This window comes from Nocardioides sp. LMS-CY (genome assembly GCF_018732145.1).
GTDB lineage: Bacteria > Actinomycetota > Actinomycetes > Propionibacteriales > Nocardioidaceae > Nocardioides > Nocardioides soli.
The window spans coordinates 4082524-4099814 of record NZ_CP076104.1 but is presented as its reverse complement, the minus strand read 5'-3'; the positions used below and the strand labels follow the sequence as shown (position 1 = coordinate 4099814).

Here is a 17291-nt window from a genome sequence, read left to right as displayed (position 1 = left end):
CGGGGCGGTTGCTACCGGGCTGAGCGGGCCCAACGGTTAGCCTTGGCCCCATGGCTGGTGGCCGGTGGCATCGGATCTTCACCGAGGCATACCGGTTCCTGGCGGTCGGTGGCCTCGCGACGATCGTCGCGTTCCTGATCTTCAACTTCCTGCTGCACGGGTTCAGCACCGGCTGGGACGCGCCGCTCGCCAACCATCCCTACCTCGCGTTCGTGATCGCCAACGTGGTCGGCATGACGATCAGCTACCGCGGCAGTCGCACCTGGGTCTTCAAGGACCGGCCGCCGCGCACCGCCGACGGCGGCCGGCTGATGTTCGTGGCGATCAACCTGGTCACCATGCTGATCCCGATCGGGTGCCTGTGGGTCAGCCGCAACGTGCTCGGCCTCGACGACCCCTACTCCGACAACGTCTCCGCGAACGTGCTCGGGCTCTTCCTGGGCATGGTGGCGCGCTTCTACCTGTTCCGCACGCTGGTCTTCCGGCGGCCGGTGGTCCTGGCCGAGCTGCGGCACCACCCGCTCCAGGTCTTCGAGCTGAGCGAGCTGCAGCCGACCGACGAGGGCGGCGGCCCGGGCGAGCTGGGTGGTCTGGGTGGTCTGGAGGTCACCGGGACGGACGGGGAGTCCACAGCTCGGTCCACGAGTGACCGAGCTCCGCGACGAGGTCCCTGAGCAGCGGCAGGCTGACCCCGACCACGTTGTGGTGGTCGCCGTCGATCCCCGTCACGAACGCACCACCGAGTCCGTCGACCGTGAACGCCCCGGCGACGTGCAGCGGCTCGCCGCTCGCGATGTACGCCGCGATCTCCTCGTCGGCCAGGTCGGCGAAGTGCACCGTGGTCGACGCCGTGGCCGCGGCGACTCGGCCGGTGGCGGTGTCGCGCAGGCAGTGGCCGGTGCGCAGCACGCCCGAGCGGCCGCGCATCCGCTCCCAGCGATGCACGGCCTCCGCGGCGTCCTCGGGCTTGCCGAGCGCGGCGCCGTCGAGGTCGAGCACCGAGTCGCAGCCGAGCACGAGCGCACCCTCCGGCAGGTCGCCGCGCTCGGCGACCGCGGCGCACTTGAGCTCGGCGAGCTGGAGTGCGAGCTCCGCGGGCGGCAGGCCCTCGAGCTGCGACTCGTCGACCCCGGACACGATCACCGTGGGCTCGATGCCGGCGTTGCGCAGCGTCTGGAGCCGGGCGGGGGACGCGGAGCCGAGAACGAGAGCCGTCACGCGGGTGATTCAAGCATCTCGATCGCGTCACCGAACGCGCACGTCGCGAGCGCGGTCAGCGGGTCGCCCTCGTCGAGGTGCTCGTGGGCGCGCATCGAGATCATCACGTTGAGCAGCATCCCGTAGGCGATGAAGTCGCGGGTCTCCTCGTCGTCCCAGCCGGTGCGCTTGATGGTCGCGAAGACCTCGCCCATGCAGCGCCGGGCGGCCGCCCCGATCTCGGGCACGCCGCCCGCGGAGAAGCCGTGCATCATCACCTGCAGGAAGTCCTGGTCCTGCAGCAGCTCGGTGTAGGCGATGCCCATCCGGGCGCGGTCGTCCTCGCTCGTGGGGTCGAACGGACCCTCGTCGAGCACCGCCGCGAACGCGTCGCGGATCCGGCCGACCGCGCGCTCGAAGACCTCGAGGAAGAGGTCGAGCTTGGTGCCGAACATCCGCACGACGTACGGCTGGGAGACGCCGGCCTCCTTGGCCACCGCGTCGGTGCTGGTGCCCGCATACCCGCCGCGGGCGAAGGCCCGGGTGGCCGCCTCCAGCACCAGCTCGCGCCGGTCCTCGGCGCTCATCCGGCTGACCTTCTGCGCACGTCCGGCCGCATTCATGGTTGACATGTTATCAGTCGATTACTTACCGTCGTGACCTAAGTAATCATTCAATGCCTTCCTAGGAGCCGTGATGACCACTCTCGACGCGACGCGGGAGCTCGCCCCCGCCAGCGACCCCGGGCCCCGGTCCCGCCGTGCGCCGGTGTGGCTCGCCGTCCTCGCGGCGTCGCTCCCGATGTTCATGGCCACGCTGGACAACCTGGTGATGACCAGCGCGCTACCGGTGATCAAGGCCGACCTCGGCTCGTCGGTCGGTGAGCTCTCCTGGTTCATGAACGCCTACACGCTCGCCTTCGCCACGTTCATGCTCCCGGCCGCCACGCTGGGCGACCGGCTCGGACGACGCCGGGTGATGCTGGTCGGCCTGGCCGTCTTCACGCTCGGCTCGATCGGTTCGGCGCTCAGCACCACGTCGGAGGCGCTGATCGTCGCGCGGGCCGTGCAGGGCGTCGGCGCCGCCGCGATCATGCCGCTCTCGCTGACGCTGCTCGCGGCCGCGGTGCCGCCCGCCAGGCGGGCCGCCGCGATCGGCATCTGGGGCGGGGTCAGCGGCCTCGGGGTCGCACTCGGCCCGGTGATCGGCGGGGCCGTGGTGGAGGGCGTGAGCTGGGAGGCGATCTTCTGGCTCAACGTGCCGGTCGCCCTGGTGGCCGCACCGCTGCTGCTGGCGGCGATCCCGGAGTCGCGCGGCGCCTGGCAGCGTCTCGACCTGGTCGGCGTGCTGCTGCTCGGCGGCGCGGTCTTCCTCGGAGTCTGGGGGATCGTGCACGGCAACGACGACGGGTGGGGCGACCCGCGGGTGCTCGTGCCGCTCGCGCTCGCGACGCTGCTGGTGCCGGCGTACGTCGTCTGGGCCCGGGGCCGCTCGTACGCCGTGCTGCCGCTGCGGCTGTTCTCCTCGCGCAGCTTCTCGGTGGCCAACGTGATCGCGCTGTTCTTCACCCTCGGCATGTTCGGCACGGTCTTCCTGCTCGCGCAGTACCTCCAGATCGTGCAGGGCTACTCCCCGCTGGACGCCGGCCTGCGCACGCTGCCGTGGACCGCGGCGCCGATGGTGGTCGCCCCGATCGCCGGGGCGCTGGCGCCGAAGGTCGGGCTTCGGCCGCTGCTCGCGCTGGGGCTGGCGCTGCAGACCGCGTCGCTGGTCTGGTTCGCGTGGCTCACCGAGTCGGACTCGGCGTACTCCGCGTTCGTCCCGGCACTGCTCCTGGCCGGCGTCGGCATGGGCCTGACGTTCGCGCCGATGGCCACCGCGGTGCTCGACGGCCTCCCGGAGGGCGACTTCGCGGTCGCCAGCTCCGCGAACTCCACGGTCCGCGAGTTCGGCGTGGCACTCGGCATCGCGCTGCTGACCGCGGTCTTCCTCGGCTACGGCGGCGCGCTCGACCCGCGGGGCTACGACGGTGCGATCGGCCCGGCCCTGATCACCGGTGCCGCCGCCGTCGCGATCGCGTTCGTCGCGAGCCTGTTCGCGCCCGGACGGGCGAGCCGGGCGGGATGAGCCGGGGCGGGGACCGCGCCTCGGGCATGATGGCGCGGTGCTCCTCCGCCGCCCCTCCGCCGCACCGGCGGCGCTGCTGCTGGCCACCCTCGCCGGGCTCACCGCCTGCTCCGGAGGCGGTGACGGTGGCCCGGCGGACGCCCAGGCGGTCAACCCGTACGCCGACCACGCGGGCTACGCCGATCCGGACTCGCGCACGGCGCAGGCCGCGGAGCAGGCGAAGGCGTCCGGCGACGCCGATCGGGAGCGGGTCTTCCGCCGGCTGGCCGAGACGCCGCAGGGCATCTGGCTCACCCCGGAGGAGCACCCCGCCGGGGACGTCGGCGGCTACGTGACGCGGATCGTCGACGCGGCGGACGAGGCCGGCCGGGTGCCGACCTTCGTGGTCTACGGCATCCCCGACCGTGACTGCACGGGCGGCTTCTCCGGAGGCGGCCTCCCGGCCGACCGGTACGGCCCGTGGGTGCAGGAGATCGCCGACGCCGCCGCGGCGGGCGACGACGTGGCGGTGGTCGTCGAGCCCGACGCCCTCGCCTCGGTGCTCGAGTGCGGGAGCCGTGAGGACCGGGTCCGGCTGATCGCCGACGCCGTGGACCGGCTCGCCGCGGCCGGCCTCACGACGTACGTCGACGGCGGTCACTCCCACTGGGTCGAGGCGAAGGACCTGGCGCGGCTGCTCGAGCAGGTCGGTGTCGAGGACGTGCGCGGCTTCGCGACCAACGTCTCGAACTTCCAGACCGACGCGGACGAGCGGGCCTACGCCGAGCGGTTGAGCGGGATGCTCGGCGGTGCGCACTACGTCATCGACAGTGGCCGCAACGGGTTCGGCGCCAGCCAGGACTGGTGCAACCCACCGGGCCGGGCGTTCGGCACCGAGCCCGGCGCGGCGACGGACCAGGGCAACCTCGACGCCTACGTGTGGGTGAAGCCGCCGGGGGAGAGCGACGGCGAGTGCCACGGCGGACCGCCGGCCGGGCAGTTCTGGCCCGACCGCGCGATGGAGCTGGCCGGCGCGTCCGGGTGGTGATGCGCCGGACGCGGTGGGATCCGGGCGGCGAGTCGGGGACCCACGCGTCGCCGTCGGGCGCAGCGGCGTTGTTAGGCTGCGGCTCATGGAGTCGGGCAACGAGTGGGTTGCGGTCATCATCGAGGACGACCCCGATGTACGTGACCTGATCGACATAGTGCTGACCCAGTCGGGCTTCACGACCGTGGTGACCGAGAACGGCGCCGACGGTGTCGAGGCGGTCCGTCGCCACAACCCGCTGATCACCACGCTCGACGTGAACATGCCGGGCATGGACGGCTTCGCGGTCGCCAAGCGGCTGCGCGAGTTCAGCAGCACCTACCTGATCATGATCACCGCGCTCGCCGACGAGATCGACGTCGTGCAGGGGTTCGAGGCCGGTGCCGACGACTACCTGGTCAAGCCGTTCCGTCCCCGCGAGCTGCGCGCCCGCGCCGACTCGATGCTGCGCCGGCCGCGCACCCGGATGGACAAGCCGCAGGGTTGGGTCGACGCCGAGCGCGAGGCGCCCGCCGCTCCCGAGCCGGAGTCGTGGGCCGCCGCGGCCGCGCGCGACCTGGCCACGGCCGGCCCGCTCGCGCCGCTCTCCTCGCAGGCGTCCGAGCCTCAGCAGGCGCAGCAGCCGCAGCGGCCCTTCCAGCCGGCGCACCCGCCGACCGTGCCGGCGCCGCCGCCGGCCCCCCAGCAGGCCCCGCCGCAGGTCGCTCCGCAGCCGCCGGCCGAGCAGCCGCACCGGGGTGCGCCCCAGCCCGTCGCCCAGCCCGCAGCCCAGCACGGCGCGGTGCTCGCCGACCCGTCGACCGGCTGGATGCAGTTCAACGGCCTGGCGCTCAACCACGAGACCCGCGTCGTGACCGTCAACAACGGGGCCGTCGACTTGACCCGCACGGAGTTCGACCTGCTCGCCTCGCTGATGGGCACCGGTCGCCGGGTGCGCAGCAAGGCCGACCTGGTGCTGACCATGCGCGGGCAGCAGTACGTCACGTCGTACTTCGTCAACGAGGCCGACAAGCGCTCCGTCGAGGTGCACATCGCCAACCTGCGCCGCAAGCTCGGCGACGACGCGGCGACGCCGCGCTACATCGAGACGGTCCGGGGCGTGGGCTACCGGCTCGCCGAGGCGGTGTAGCGCTCGACGCGCATGTAACGCCGGGTTACCCGCTCTTCCCACCGTGTTGCAGCACCGTGGGAACAGGCAGTAGCCCGGCGTTACAACCGGTGGGCCGGCTCAGTTGGCGTCGACCGGGATCGACTGCGCCTGGGTCGGCTGGTCGGACTTGAAGATCGCGATCGGGACCTTCTGGCTGACCTTCTTCTTCACGAAGCTCCCGGTCCCGGCGCGCCGCTCCATCCAGACGGTCGCGGTGAAGAACAGGTTGAGGCCCTTGGTGTCCATCGACGTCGGCCGGATCGCCTGGTTGCGCAGCTCGAAGGCGCCCTTCGGCGAGGTGATCAGCATGCCGTACTTGGTCGACAGCGGCTCGGGATCGAAGGTGACGTTCTTGGCCACGGCGTCGAGGGAGTAGGGCTCCTCGCCGGACGTCGACCCGTCGTACGTCACCACCTGCGAGGTGACCCGGATCCGGTCGAGGTAGACCTTGCGCTTGGTCCGGAACGGGTCCCGCAGGTCGCGGTCGAGGTCGTAGGCCTGGAAGGTGAACGAGAAGTACTTCTTGCCCTTCGGGTACCACTCGTTGGTGCGCGGCGTCGACTTCGTCGGGTAGAGCGTGTACACGAAGTCGAGGTTGTCGATGTTGATGTGGGACTGGAACGTGCCGTCGCGGGTGAACTGCGAGTCGTACGGCGTCTCGCTCGCCGTCGGCGTCGCCGACGGCGCGGCCGATGGGTCGTCGTTGCCGGTGAGGCTGTCGATCGCGGAGCAGCCGGTCAGCCCCGTCAGCATCAGCGCGCCCGTGGCGGCGACGGCCACCGCGCTGCGGCGCAGACTCGGGCGGGGGTGGATGCGGGACATGCGGCGCTCCTGAGGATCGTGGGGCATGTGGGATCAGGCCTTGAAGCCGCGGTAGCGACGCATGGCCTTCATGATCATCCAGGCGGTCTGGAGGACGGTGATGACTCCGAGGATGGGCCAGCCCACCGCCAGGATGTCGGAGCGCAGGCTGATCGGGAGCTGGAGCCAGATCGCCGCACTCACCGCGAAGATGAACAGGAAGGCGACGAACGGGTAGAGCCACGCGACGCCCTTGCCGCGCTCGGCCTTCGCCTGCGCCGCCCAGTTGTCGGTCTGCTGGCGGCTGAAGAACTTCAGCCACGCCCGGATGAAGTGGCCCATCCGGATCACCATGTACGACTCGGCCGGGACCATCAGCAGCGCGAAGAGATAGTCGCGTCGGTTGACGAACTCCATGGACCGGGCGACCCGGAAGTTCAGCCAGATCGCGGCCGCGGGCGGGATCAGCCACCACGGGCTGAACACGAACGCGTGGATGTTGAGCGAGCCCGCGAGCAGCAGCACGAACATCGTCCGGGTGAGGATGTTGAGCACCATCGACATGTGCTCGAACCAGCGCAGTCGCAGGTTGGGGTGGAACGGCTGCCCGCGGGTGTCGCCGCGCTGGCCGGGCCACATCAGGTCGATCGCCCCGAAGTTCCACTTCACCTGCTGGGCGTCGAGCGCCCGCAGCGTGGTCATGCCGCCCACGTGGGCGCGGGCCCGGGCGGAGATCTTGGTGAGGTAGCCGGCGCTCTTGATCTGCAGCGAGAGCAGGGAGTCCTCGACCTCGCTGTCGTTGACCCAGGGGGTGCGCTGGTGGCTGTCCTTGAGCACGTCGCGCAGCGCCTGCGTGGAGAAGATGGAGAACTGGCCGCCGAGGACCGCCATGTTGCGGCCCTTGAGCAGGTTCTGCATGTTGAACGCCGAGAACTGGGCTCGCTGCCCGGCGATCAGGAACTTCGACATCCAGCCGTCGAGGGCGCTGTCGTCGATGGAGTAGATCGCGGAGATGCCGCCGATCCGGGCGTCGCTCGAGATCTCGTCGACGAGGTGCTGCACGGCGTCCGGCTCGGGCGTGGTGTCGCCGTCGACGCCGAGCAGGTAGTCCATGGTCTCGACCAGGGAGTAGCCGTAGTTGAGCGCACCGACCTTCTTGTCGGGGTTCTTGCCGATGTCGTGGACGTAGATCGCCGTCTCCTGCTCGCCGGTCGGCGTCATCCGCTTGTGCGGTCCGGCGTAGTGGCTGGCGATCTCGACGGAGTCGTCGGAGGAGTTGTTGATGATGACGTGGATGACGTCGGGGAGCCGGGTCTGCTGGAGCAGTGAGTCCAGCACGCCGGCGATGGTCTCGGCCTCGTTGTAGGCCGGGATGATGCAGCCGACCGTGGGCCGGTAGGTCGGGAGCTCCTGCACCTCGCCCTGGTACTGGTCGGCGTACGCCGCGAGATCGGGGTCCGCGAGTCGCACGTACTGGTCGTCACCGGTCGCGGCGAACTGCTGCGTGCCCGTGTCGTTCACGTCCACGTGGTCTCGTCTCCCGTGCTACGGCGCCGCCCGTGCGACACCCCCATGGTGTGACGCTCAGTCTGGTCGGCCAGCCTCAAGACGCCACACGGGAAATCCCAAAGATCGGCTCAAGTATGGTCCAGACCAGGTGGTCTAGGCGGCATTTCCCGGAAGGCGACCCGGGGTGCGACCGGTCACACCTGCCCCTCGGGCAGGGGAAGCGAGCGCGACACGCCGGGCCGGTGCGGCGTGTCGTCACCGTTTCACCGGGCGGCCGGTGAAACGACGTCGGCCTCCGGGCGGCAGCGCTGGACCGCGACCCACCTGGCCCGAGGCCCACATGCCCCGGCCGTGACGGGTTGCCAGGCCGGAGCGGGGGTGCCGGTCGCCAGGTGCGACGGCGACGCCTCAGCGCGGCAGCGCGCTGGACCGCCACCCACCGGGCCCGTGGGGCAGCGCGCGCCGCACCTGGCGGTGGTGTGCCGCCCACTCGGGCACGCGCCGCGGCGCGGGCGACGGGGTGTCGCCGGCCGCGGCGAGCACGGCGACGATCGCCGCGATCTCCTCGGGCGTGGCGTCGCCGTGGGCGACGCGCAGCATCGGGCGCTGCGGCACGGTCTCCGGGGTTGCGGATGCCTCGTCACTCACCGTGGGCTCCTCCTGCTCCTGTGGTCGCGGTCGCTTCTGGGCGCGGGTTGCTCTCGCGACCCCACTCACAGCGGGATGTTGCCGTGCTTCTTGGCGGGGAGGATCTCCCGCTTGGAGCGGAGCAGCCGGAGCGCGCGGACGATCTCGACGCGGGTCTCGTGGGGCGAGATGACGGCGTCGACGTACCCGCGCTCGGCGGCGATGTAGGGGTTGGCGAGCGTGGTCTCGTACTCGTCGATCAGCTCGGCGCGCTTGGCCTCGACGTCCCCACCCTCGTCCTGGACCGCCTTGAGCGTCTTGCGGTGCAGGATGTTGGCCGCGCCCTGGGCGCCCATCACCGCGATCTGCGCGGTCGGCCAGGCGAGGTTCATGTCGGCGCCGAGGTGCTTGGAGCCCATCACGTCGTACGCGCCGCCGTAGGCCTTACGGGTGATCACCGTGACCAGGGGGACCGTCGCCTCGGCGTAGGCGTAGATCAGCTTGGCGCCGCGGCGGATGATGCCGTTCCACTCCTGGTCGGTGCCGGGCAGGAAGCCGGGCACGTCGACGAAGGTGATCACCGGGATGTTGAAGGCGTCGCAGAAGCGGACGAAGCGCGCGGCCTTCTCGGAGGCATCGATGTCGAGGGTGCCGGCGAACTGCATCGGCTGGTTGGCCACCACCCCGACCGAGTGCCCCTCGACCCGGCCGAAGCCGACGACGATGTTCGGCGCGAAGAGCTCCTGGACCTCGAGGAACTCCTCGTCGTCCACGACGGTCGTGATCACGTCGCGGATGTCGTACGGCTGGTTCGGCGAGTCCGGGATGATCGTGTTGAGCGCCCGGTCCAGGTCCGAGAACTCGGTGTCCGCGACCTCCTCGTACGCCGGGACCTCGTCGAGGTTGTTCTGCGGCAGGTAGGACAGCAGCGCCTTGACGTACTCGATCGCGTCCTCCTCGTCCGAGCCCATGTAGTGAGCGTTGCCGGACTTGGTGTTGTGCGTGCGCGCGCCGCCGAGGTCTTCCATCGTGACGTCCTCGCCGGTGACGGTCTTGATGACGTCGGGGCCGGTGATGAACATGTTCGAGGTGCCGTCGACCATGATCGTGAAGTCGGTGACGGCGGGAGAGTAGACGTGCCCGCCGGCGCAGGAGCCCATGATCATCGAGATCTGCGGGATCACGCCCGAGGCGTGCACGTTGCGGCGGAAGATCTCGCCGTACAGGCCGAGTGAGACCACGCCCTCCTGGATGCGGGCGCCGGCACCCTCGTTGATGCCGATGATCGGGCTGCCGGTCTTGATGGCGAGGTCCATCACCTTGGTGATCTTCTCGCCGTAGACCTCGCCCAACGAGCCGCCGAAGACGGTGAAGTCCTGGGAGAACACGCACACCTGGCGGCCGTCGATGGTGCCGTAGCCGGTGACCACGCCGTCGCCGTAGGGCCGGTTCTTCTCGAGCCCGAACGCCGTGGAGCGGTGCCGCGCCAGCTCGTCGAGCTCGACGAAGGAGCCCTCGTCGAAGAGCATCTCGATCCGCTCGCGGGCGGTCTTGCGGCCCTTGGCGTGCTGCTTCTCGACGGCCTTCGCGGACCCGGCGTGCACCGCCTCGTCGAGACGTCGGTCCAGGTCGGCGAGCTTGCCCGCCGTGGTGTGGACGTCGATGTCGGCGGGGACGTCGGTACCTTCGCCTGGCTGCACGCTCATGGGGGGTCGGCTCCTCTTCGACAGGCCTACTGACACGGTGTTGGGACCGTGGGCCAATCTAGTGCCCGTGACCCGCGATGCCATGAGACGCCCATCACTCGACGCCGGGCGCCTCGCGGCGCTCGCGCCCGGACTGGACGTCGAGGTGCTGCCCGAGGTGACGTCGACGAACGCCGTCGCCGCCGACCGCGCCCGCGCCGGCGCTCCCGAGGGGCTGGTCATCGTGGCCGAGCACCAGACCGCGGCCCGCGGTCGCCTCGACCGCAGCTGGTCGACCCCGCCGCGCTCGGCGCTGCTGTTCTCGGTGGTGCTGCGTCCGACCGTCCCGGCGGCCGAGTGGCCCTGGCTGCCGTTGCTCACCGGGCACACCGTCGCCAAGGCGCTGCGCGGAGCGGGGTACGACGCCGGCGTGAAGTGGCCCAACGACGTCCTGCTCGGCGACCCCTCGGGCGAGAGCCGCAAGGTGGCCGGCATCCTCGTCGAGCGGGTGGACACGCCGACCGGACCGGCGGCGGTGGTCGGGATCGGTCTCAACGTGTCGGTCACCGCCGACGAGCTGCCCGTGCCCACCGCGACGTCGCTGGCCATCGCCGGCGGCGCGGAGCCGGACCGCACCGAGGTGCTGGCGACGGTGCTGAACGCGCTCGTCGAGGCCTACGACGCCTGGCAGGTCGGTGGCGAGCAGGCGCGTGACCGGCTCGCGTCGTCGTACGCCGCTGCGTGCGTGACCGTCGGCCGCGACGTCCGGGTGCTGCTGCCCTCGGGCGATCCCCTCATCGGGCGGGCCACCGGAGTGGACCGCGACGGGCGGCTGGTGGTGGCCGGGCCGGAGGGCCCCACCGCCGTGGGCGCCGGCGACGTGGTCCATGTGCGCCCCGCCCGGTAGCCCTCGATCGGTGACATGATCTGCCCGTGGCCATCTCACGCAGACTGCTGAACGACGGCGAGAGCGTCGTCATCGACACCCGCACCCACGTCAAGGCCCTGCTGTGGCCGCTGATCCTGCTGGTGGTGCTGCTGGCGGTGGGCACCTACGTCCAGGTGCAGTGGGACCAGAGGGTCGCGTACGTCGTGTGGGCGATCGTCGCGGTCGCCGTCGTGTGGTGGGTGCTGCGGCCGGTGATCGTCTGGGCGACCGCGTCGTACACCTTCACCGACCGGCGGCTGATCACCCGCAGCGGCGTCCTGGTGCGCCGCGGCCACGACATGCCGCTGGCCCGGATCAGCGACATCGCCTACGAGTTCGGCCTGATCGACCGGATGCTGGGCTGCGGCACGCTGCTGATCTCGGACGCGAGCACGCACGGCACGATCAAGCTCCACGACATCCCGCGGGTCGAGGAGACCCAGCGGAAGGTCAACGAGATGCTCCAGAGGATCCACGACCGCTCGGGCGGACATGACGGAGTCTGACCAGCCGCACGAGTCCACCGAGGGCGGCCGGGGCCCCAAGGACCTCGAGCGCGCGATCCTCGGCGAGGCGCCGACCTTCAACGCCGCGGAGATCGCGACCCGCACCGGGGTGACGATCGAGGAGGCGCGCCGGCTCTGGCGGGCGCTGGGCTTCCCGGAGCACGGCCTCGAGACCGCGTTCACCGACGCCGATGCCGAGGCGCTGTCGTCGATGCTGGCCATCGTGCGGTCGGGCGCGGTCGACTTCGACCTGGCGCTGAACCTGACCCGCGCGGTCGGTCAGACCATGGCCCGGCTCGCCGACTGGGAGGTCTCGACGCTGGTCACCCGCGTCGAGGAGTTGGCCGGCGACCCGGAGGGCACCGACAGCCGCACGGTCTCGGCGCTGCGCCTCGTCGACGACCTCAGCGCGCCGTTCGAGGAGCTGCTGATCTACGTGTGGCGCCGGCATCTCGCGGCGGCCGTCGCTCGCGTCGAGGCGCTGCGGGCCAACGAGGAGGACCTCAACACGGTCCAGCTCACCGTCGGCTTCGCCGACATCGTCAGCTTCACTGCGCTCTCCAACCGGTTGAGCGAGGACCGCATCGGCGACCTGGTCGAGCTCTTCGAGTCCCGGTGCGCCGACGTGGTCGCCGCGCAGCGCGGCCGGGTCATCAAGAGCATCGGCGACTCGGTGCTCTTCGTCAGCGACGATCCCGTCCGCGCCTACGACATCGCGGAGGGCATCATCAACGTCGTCGGTCGCGACCCGCGGATGCCCGACGTACGCCTCGGGCTCGCCAGTGGGTCGGTCGTGATGCGGCTCGGCGACGTCTTCGGCCCGCCGGTCAACCTGGCCGCGCGGCTGACCGCCGTCGCCCGGCGCAACCGGATCATCATCGACGCGGCCACCGCCGGACTGTTGCCCGCCGACGAGTTCGAGACCCGGCGGCTGCCCGCCCGCCCGGTCCGCGGCTTCGGCATCGTCGAACCGGTAGCCGTGCGCCGGGCCTGACCAAACCCGAGGAAATTCACCGAATCCACCCCGTGATCCGCATCACGTTCCTACCGTGTGCAGGTGATCGAGGTGCAGGGCATCCGGCTCGACCCCGACGAACGTCGCGCGTGGCGAGGGGATCAGGAGATCACCCTGTCGCGCAAGGAGTTCGACCTCGTGCACTGCCTGATGCGGCACGCCGGCACCATCGTCAGCCGGGCCGAGCTGATGGAGGAGGTCTGGGAGACGACGTTCTGGACCTCGTCGAAGACCATCGACGTGCACCTGGGCTGGGTACGCCGCAAGCTCGGCGACGATGCCCGGGAGCCCTTCCTGATCACGACGATCCGCGGTCAGGGCCTGCGTTTCGAGACCCAGGACCACCGGCAGCCGCTCTGAAGACGTCGCCTAGGCTGCGGGTGTGCCCGAGCCCGCCCCGCCCCTCGCGCCCACTCTCGCCGTGATCGGCGGCGGACAGCTGGCCCGGATGATGGCCGAGCCGGCGGCCGCGATGGGGCTGCCGCTCCGCCTGCTGGCCGAGGCCGAGGGCGTCTCGGCCGCCCAGGTGATCCCCGACCACACGGTCGGCGACTACCGCGACCTCGCGACGCTGCGCGAGGTGACCGCGGGCTGCCCGGTCGTCACCTTCGACCACGAGCACGTGCCGACCGAGCACCTGCACGCCCTCGAGGCCGACGGCGTCGCCGTGCGGCCCGGACCCGAGGCGCTCGTGCACGCCCAGGACAAGGGCGTGATGCGTGAGCGGCTCGCGGCCCTCGACGTGCCGTGCCCGCGCAACGCGATCGTCACGTCTGCCGCCGAGGTCGAGGACTTCGGCTTCCCGTGCGTGCTCAAGACGACCCGAGGCGGGTACGACGGCAAGGGCGTGTGGTTCGTGCGGGACGCCGCCGAGCTGGAGAAGGTCGGTGCGGAGGCGTTCGCGGCCGCGACCACGTCGGGCGTGCGGATCATCGCCGAGGAGCTCGTCGACTTCCGGCGCGAGCTCTCCGCGCTCGTCGCCCGCTCGCCCAGCGGTCAGGCCGCGGCGTACCCCGTCGTCGCCTCGACGCAGAAGGACGGCATCTGCCACGAGGTGATCGCGCCGGCGCCCGACCTGTCACCTGAGCTCGCGGGCCGGGCGCAGGAGATCGCGCTGCGGATCGCCGGCGCGCTCGACGTGACGGGCGTGCTCGCGGTCGAGCTGTTCGAGACCGACGACGGCCGGATCCTCGTCAACGAGCTCGCGATGCGCCCGCACAACACCGGGCACTGGACCCAGGACGGCGCCGTCACCTCGCAGTTCGAGAACCACCTGCGCGCCGTGCTCGACCTGCCGCTCGGGGCGCCGGAGCCGCGGGCCCGGTGGACGGTGATGGTCAACATCCTCGGCGGCCCCGACGCGGGCGTCGGCCGCCTCTACGACGGCTATCCGCACGCGCTCGCGCGCGACCCCCACCTGCGGGTGCACCTCTACGGCAAGGAGCTGCGGCCCGGCCGCAAGGTCGGCCACGTCAACGCCTACGGCGACGACCTCGACGACTGCCTCGAGCGCGCGCGGCACGCCGCCTCGTGGTTCCGTGGCGACCTGGGAAACGAGAGTGAGTGAGATGGCGGACCAGCCTCGCGTGGGCATCGTGATGGGCTCCGACTCCGACTGGCCGGTGATGAAGCTGGCCGCCGAGGCGCTGGGCGAGTTCGACATCGCCTACGAGGCCGACGTGAAGTCGGCCCACCGGATGCCCGAGGAGATGCTGGCCTACGGGCGTGAGGCCGCCGAGCGCGGCCTGTCGGTGATCATCGCGGGCGCCGGGGGAGCGGCGCACCTGCCGGGCATGCTCGCCGCCGTGACGCCGCTGCCGGTGATCGGCGTGCCGGTGCCGTTGAAGTACCTCGACGGCATGGACTCCCTGCTCTCGATCGTGCAGATGCCCGCGGGTGTCCCGGTGGCCACCGTCGCCGTCGGCGGGGCGCGCAACGCCGGCCTGCTCGCCGTGCGCATCCTCGCCGCCACCGACCCTGCGCTCCAGGAGCGGATGCGGACGTTCCAGGCCGAGCTGCGCGAGTCCGCGCAGGAGAAGGGCAAGGTCGTCCGCGGCGACGCGGGTGGACGGCGCGTCGGCTTCTAGGGTTTCGAGGCTCCTCGCTGGCGCTCGTCGCACCTCAACCACCGTCACGGTGGTTGAGGTGCGAAGGCCGCCAGGCCTGAGCCTCGAAACCACCGGCCTCACCCCTTGACGCACGCCGCCGAGATCCGCACCGTGGTCGCATGTCGCTGACGGCGGGCTGCGTGCTCTGCTCGGCACCGGTGGTCGAGTCGGACGGCGAGTGGTCCTGTCCCGAGCACGGCGCGACCGGGCCGCTGTGGCGTGCGCCCGAGGCGTCGTACGACGCGTTCGCGGAGCACCTGCGCACGGCCGGGACCTTCCCGACCTACGTGCCGTGGCCGATGAGCCCGGGCTGGTCGGTGACCGACTTCGCGGTGGTCGCCGCGCGGCCGGGCCGGGCGACGGCGGCGCTGACCTGCACCTCGGGCACCAGCGAGCTCGACGGTCCGGTCGACGTGCTGGTCGTCGCGGAGGAGGCGGGCACCGGGCTGGGCGCCCGCTGTGCCGGCACCCGCTACACCGACCCCGGGCACGAGATCGGCGACCGCGCGCCGTCGGCGCGGGTGCGGATCGGCAGCCAGTCCGTCAACCTGTGGGACATCTCGACGAGCGGCTTCGACGGCGAGTTCGACCGGTCCGTGCTGGCCGGGGAGGCCGCCGGGAGGTGGCTCTGGATCGTGCTCCGGCCGGCCTCGGCCCTGCTGCTCCTGCGCGACGACTGGATCCTGCGCGACGTGTCGGCCGCCGGCCCGCAGCTGGTCGAGCTGCCCTTCGGCGGGCACCGGCCCGGCTGGTGAGGTCCGTGGAGCCTCTAGCCTCGGGATTTCGTCTCTGATTGGGCGACACCGGCCGTGAACGCACGGAAGTGCCTGTCCTGAGCGGGAAACTTGGGATTGCGACGTCTCAAGCAACCGCACGGAAAGGCACTCCGTAGGTGAAGGGTAGCCCGGTCCCGAGTCTGGTTCTCGATCCCGTCCGCGAGTCGTTGGTCTCGTCGTCGGGGGCGCTGTTGTTGAAGGAGGCGATCCGGGTCGCGGGCCTGGACCGCGGCCTGGTGGCGGCGCTCGCGCCGTGGCGCCCGGCCCGGGCGACACATGATCCGGGCAAGGTGCTGCTCGATGTCGCGGCCGCGGTCGCGCTGGGTGGTGACTGTCTGGCCGATGTCGCCGCGATCCGCGCGCAGCCGGAGGTGTTCGGGCCGGTGGCCTCGGACCCGACGATTTCGCGGCTGGTCGCGAGCCTGGCTGTCGATGTCGACGGCGCGGTGGCCGCGATCCGGGCCGCGCACGCCCAGGCTCGGGCCCGGGTGTGGGCCCGACGGCGGCCGCTGGCCGGTGCTCCTGGCCGTCGGGCGGGCGGGCAGGTGATCGTCGACCTGGACGCCACGCTGGTGACCGCGCACTCGGACAAGGAGGGCGCCGGACCCACGTTCAAGAAGGGCTTCGGGTTCCACCCGATGTGCGCGTTCGTCGACCACGGTGAGCACGGCACCGGCGAACCCCTGGCGATCGACCTGCGACCCGGGACGGCCTCTGCATGGGCCAGCGCCGACCACATCACCGTCCTCGACAACGCACTCGAACAACTGCCCGCCCATGAGCGGGACCAGGTGTTGGTGCGTGCGGACACCGGCGCCTGCTCCAAGGCGTTCTTGCACCGCATCACCGACACCGGCCTGGAATACTCGATCGGGTTCCCCGGCCGCGAAGGCGTGCAGGCCGCGATCGAGGCGATCCCCGAGCAGGCCTGGCGGGCTGCGGTCGACTCCGACGGACAGCCGCGTGATGGGGCGCAGGTCGCCGAGCTGACCGCGTGGATGCCGACCCCGACTAAGCCGGGTCGGTCCCCGGCACGGTTCGGCCCGCAGGAGTGGCCGGCCGGGATGCGGGTCATCGCCCGCCGGGAGCGTCCCCATCCCGGCGCCCAGCTCCGGTTGACCGACCACAACGGCTGGCGGGTCACCTGCTTCGCCACCAACACGCCACGTTCCGCCGGCTGGCGGCTGGCCGACCTGGAGGTCCGGCACCGCCAACGCGCCCGCTGCGAGGACCGGATCCGCGCCCTGAAAGACACCGGGCTACGGAACCTGCCCTTCCACGGCTACGCCCACAACCGGATCTGGATCGAGATCGTCACCCTGGCCGCCGACCTGCTGGCCTGGTCCCAGATCCTCGCCTTCGACGAAACCGAGCCCGCCCGACGGTGGGAACCCAAACGACTCAGATTCCGCGTCCTCGCCGTTGCCGGCCGCATCATCCGCACCGGCCGACGAAGACGCCTGCGGCTGCCACGCGGCTGGCCCTGGAACCACCTCATCGACACCGGTTGGCACGCACTCCGCGCCGCCTGACCACGTGCAACCAAGGACCCGAACCCGCTCCCACGACCAGGACATCGGAGAACCGGCGAACACAGCGCCGACGGCCGAGCACGCACTTCGCAGGCCGCATCCCGCGAACCCGCAGCAGACCCGGCCGGACCGGACTCACGAAAGATCGAGGCTAGAAGAGTGATTCCAGGGTGTCGTGCAGGCGAGCGGCGCTCAGCGCCGCGCTGGCCAGGCGCCGGCGCGAAGGCAGACCGGGGCGTCTTTCGAGCGCTGGCAACGCAGCCAGCGCGGATGCTGAGCGTCGCGCAGCGTGCGAGACCCTGG

At 71.4% G+C, this 17291-nt stretch carries 18 protein-coding genes; 12 read left to right on the top strand and 6 right to left on the bottom strand.

All coding sequences use genetic code 11. The annotated features are described in order from the left end of the window. Positions 1–50: 50 nt before the first annotated feature. Complete coding sequence (locus KM427_RS19455) at positions 51–674, top strand: GtrA family protein (RefSeq protein ID WP_183591453.1); 624 nt, start codon at positions 51–53, stop codon at positions 672–674. On the opposite strand, the gene KM427_RS19450 is transcribed toward KM427_RS19455, so the two are convergent. Beyond that, on the bottom strand, positions 607–1218 hold the full coding sequence (locus KM427_RS19450; protein WP_215524991.1) for a Maf family protein: 612 nt from the start codon (positions 1216–1218) through the stop codon (positions 607–609). The two genes, KM427_RS19455 and KM427_RS19450, sit on opposite strands and share 68 nt — an antisense overlap. Continuing rightward, positions 1215–1820 carry a TetR/AcrR family transcriptional regulator gene (locus tag KM427_RS19445; protein WP_246389976.1) on the bottom strand — a complete coding sequence of 202 codons (606 nt, stop codon included), beginning with the start codon at positions 1818–1820 and terminating at the stop codon, positions 1215–1217. The genes KM427_RS19450 and KM427_RS19445 overlap by 4 nt, the downstream gene beginning before the upstream one ends. A 73-nt stretch (positions 1821–1893) precedes the next feature. Between KM427_RS19445 and KM427_RS19440 the strand changes: the two genes are divergently transcribed. The 3 genes from KM427_RS19440 to KM427_RS25755 all read left to right on the top strand — a co-directional run bounded on the left by KM427_RS19440 (position 1894) and on the right by KM427_RS25755 (position 5480). Continuing rightward, a complete protein-coding gene (locus KM427_RS19440; protein ID WP_183591451.1) occupies positions 1894–3324 on the top strand; it encodes an MFS transporter in 1431 nt (476 codons plus the stop codon). 37 nt (positions 3325–3361) lie between these two features. Continuing rightward, positions 3362–4351, top strand: a complete 990-nt coding sequence (locus KM427_RS19435; protein ID WP_183591450.1) for a glycoside hydrolase family 6 protein — start codon at positions 3362–3364, stop codon at positions 4349–4351. Positions 4352–4436: 85 nt separating this feature from the next. Next, entirely contained in the window at positions 4437–5480 is a 1044-nt protein-coding gene (locus tag KM427_RS25755) for a response regulator transcription factor (RefSeq protein ID WP_215524989.1), read from the top strand. A gap of 99 nt (positions 5481–5579) precedes the next feature. Here the strand turns inward: KM427_RS25755 and KM427_RS19425 are convergent, their stop codons facing one another. From KM427_RS19425 to KM427_RS19410, 4 genes are all read right to left on the bottom strand, one after another. After that, on the bottom strand, positions 5580–6323 hold the full coding sequence (locus tag KM427_RS19425) for a hypothetical protein (RefSeq protein ID WP_215524988.1): 744 nt from the start codon (positions 6321–6323) through the stop codon (positions 5580–5582). A 33-nt stretch (positions 6324–6356) separates the two neighbouring features. Continuing rightward, the gene (locus KM427_RS19420) at positions 6357–7829 is read right to left on the bottom strand and encodes a glycosyltransferase family 2 protein (protein WP_183591447.1); all 1473 of its coding nucleotides are present in this window, start codon (positions 7827–7829) and stop codon (positions 6357–6359) included. A 390-nt stretch (positions 7830–8219) separates the two neighbouring features. Further along, positions 8220–8459 carry an acyl-CoA carboxylase epsilon subunit gene (locus KM427_RS19415; RefSeq protein ID WP_215524987.1) on the bottom strand — a complete coding sequence of 80 codons (240 nt, stop codon included), beginning with the start codon at positions 8457–8459 and terminating at the stop codon, positions 8220–8222. Positions 8460–8524: 65 nt separating this feature from the next. Further along, positions 8525–10144: an acyl-CoA carboxylase subunit beta gene (locus KM427_RS19410; RefSeq protein ID WP_215524986.1), complete on the bottom strand. Its 1620-nt coding sequence runs from the start codon at positions 10142–10144 to the stop codon at positions 8525–8527. An 82-nt stretch (positions 10145–10226) separates the two neighbouring features. Here KM427_RS19410 and KM427_RS19405 point away from each other — a divergent pair, with 82 nt between their 5' ends. The 8 genes from KM427_RS19405 to KM427_RS19370 all read left to right on the top strand — a co-directional run bounded on the left by KM427_RS19405 (position 10227) and on the right by KM427_RS19370 (position 16988). After that, the gene (locus KM427_RS19405) at positions 10227–11030 is read left to right on the top strand and encodes a biotin--[acetyl-CoA-carboxylase] ligase (RefSeq protein WP_215524985.1); all 804 of its coding nucleotides are present in this window, start codon (positions 10227–10229) and stop codon (positions 11028–11030) included. Between the two features lie 26 nt (positions 11031–11056). Next, a complete protein-coding gene (locus KM427_RS19400) occupies positions 11057–11557 on the top strand; it encodes a PH domain-containing protein (RefSeq protein ID WP_183591444.1) in 501 nt (166 codons plus the stop codon). Continuing rightward, a complete protein-coding gene (locus KM427_RS19395) occupies positions 11544–12551 on the top strand; it encodes an adenylate/guanylate cyclase domain-containing protein (RefSeq protein ID WP_183591443.1) in 1008 nt (335 codons plus the stop codon). Before KM427_RS19400 ends, KM427_RS19395 begins: the two co-directional genes overlap by 14 nt. Before the next feature lie 63 nt (positions 12552–12614). Then, entirely contained in the window at positions 12615–12932 is a 318-nt protein-coding gene (locus tag KM427_RS19390) for a winged helix-turn-helix domain-containing protein (RefSeq protein WP_183591442.1), read from the top strand. Between the two features lie 88 nt (positions 12933–13020). Further along, positions 13021–14139, top strand: coding sequence for a 5-(carboxyamino)imidazole ribonucleotide synthase (locus tag KM427_RS19385; RefSeq protein WP_215527688.1), 1119 nt, complete (start codon positions 13021–13023; stop codon positions 14137–14139). Position 14140: 1 nt separating this feature from the next. Next, positions 14141–14659 (top strand): 5-(carboxyamino)imidazole ribonucleotide mutase, encoded by a 519-nt coding sequence (gene purE, locus KM427_RS19380; RefSeq protein WP_215524984.1) that lies wholly within the window; start codon positions 14141–14143, stop codon positions 14657–14659. A gap of 140 nt (positions 14660–14799) precedes the next feature. Beyond that, positions 14800–15435 carry a DUF6758 family protein gene (locus tag KM427_RS19375; protein WP_183591440.1) on the top strand — a complete coding sequence of 212 codons (636 nt, stop codon included), beginning with the start codon at positions 14800–14802 and terminating at the stop codon, positions 15433–15435. A 137-nt stretch (positions 15436–15572) separates the two neighbouring features. Continuing rightward, positions 15573–16988, top strand: a complete 1416-nt coding sequence (locus KM427_RS19370) for an IS1380 family transposase (RefSeq protein ID WP_286674204.1) — start codon at positions 15573–15575, stop codon at positions 16986–16988. The last annotated feature ends 303 nt before the right edge of the window (positions 16989–17291 follow it).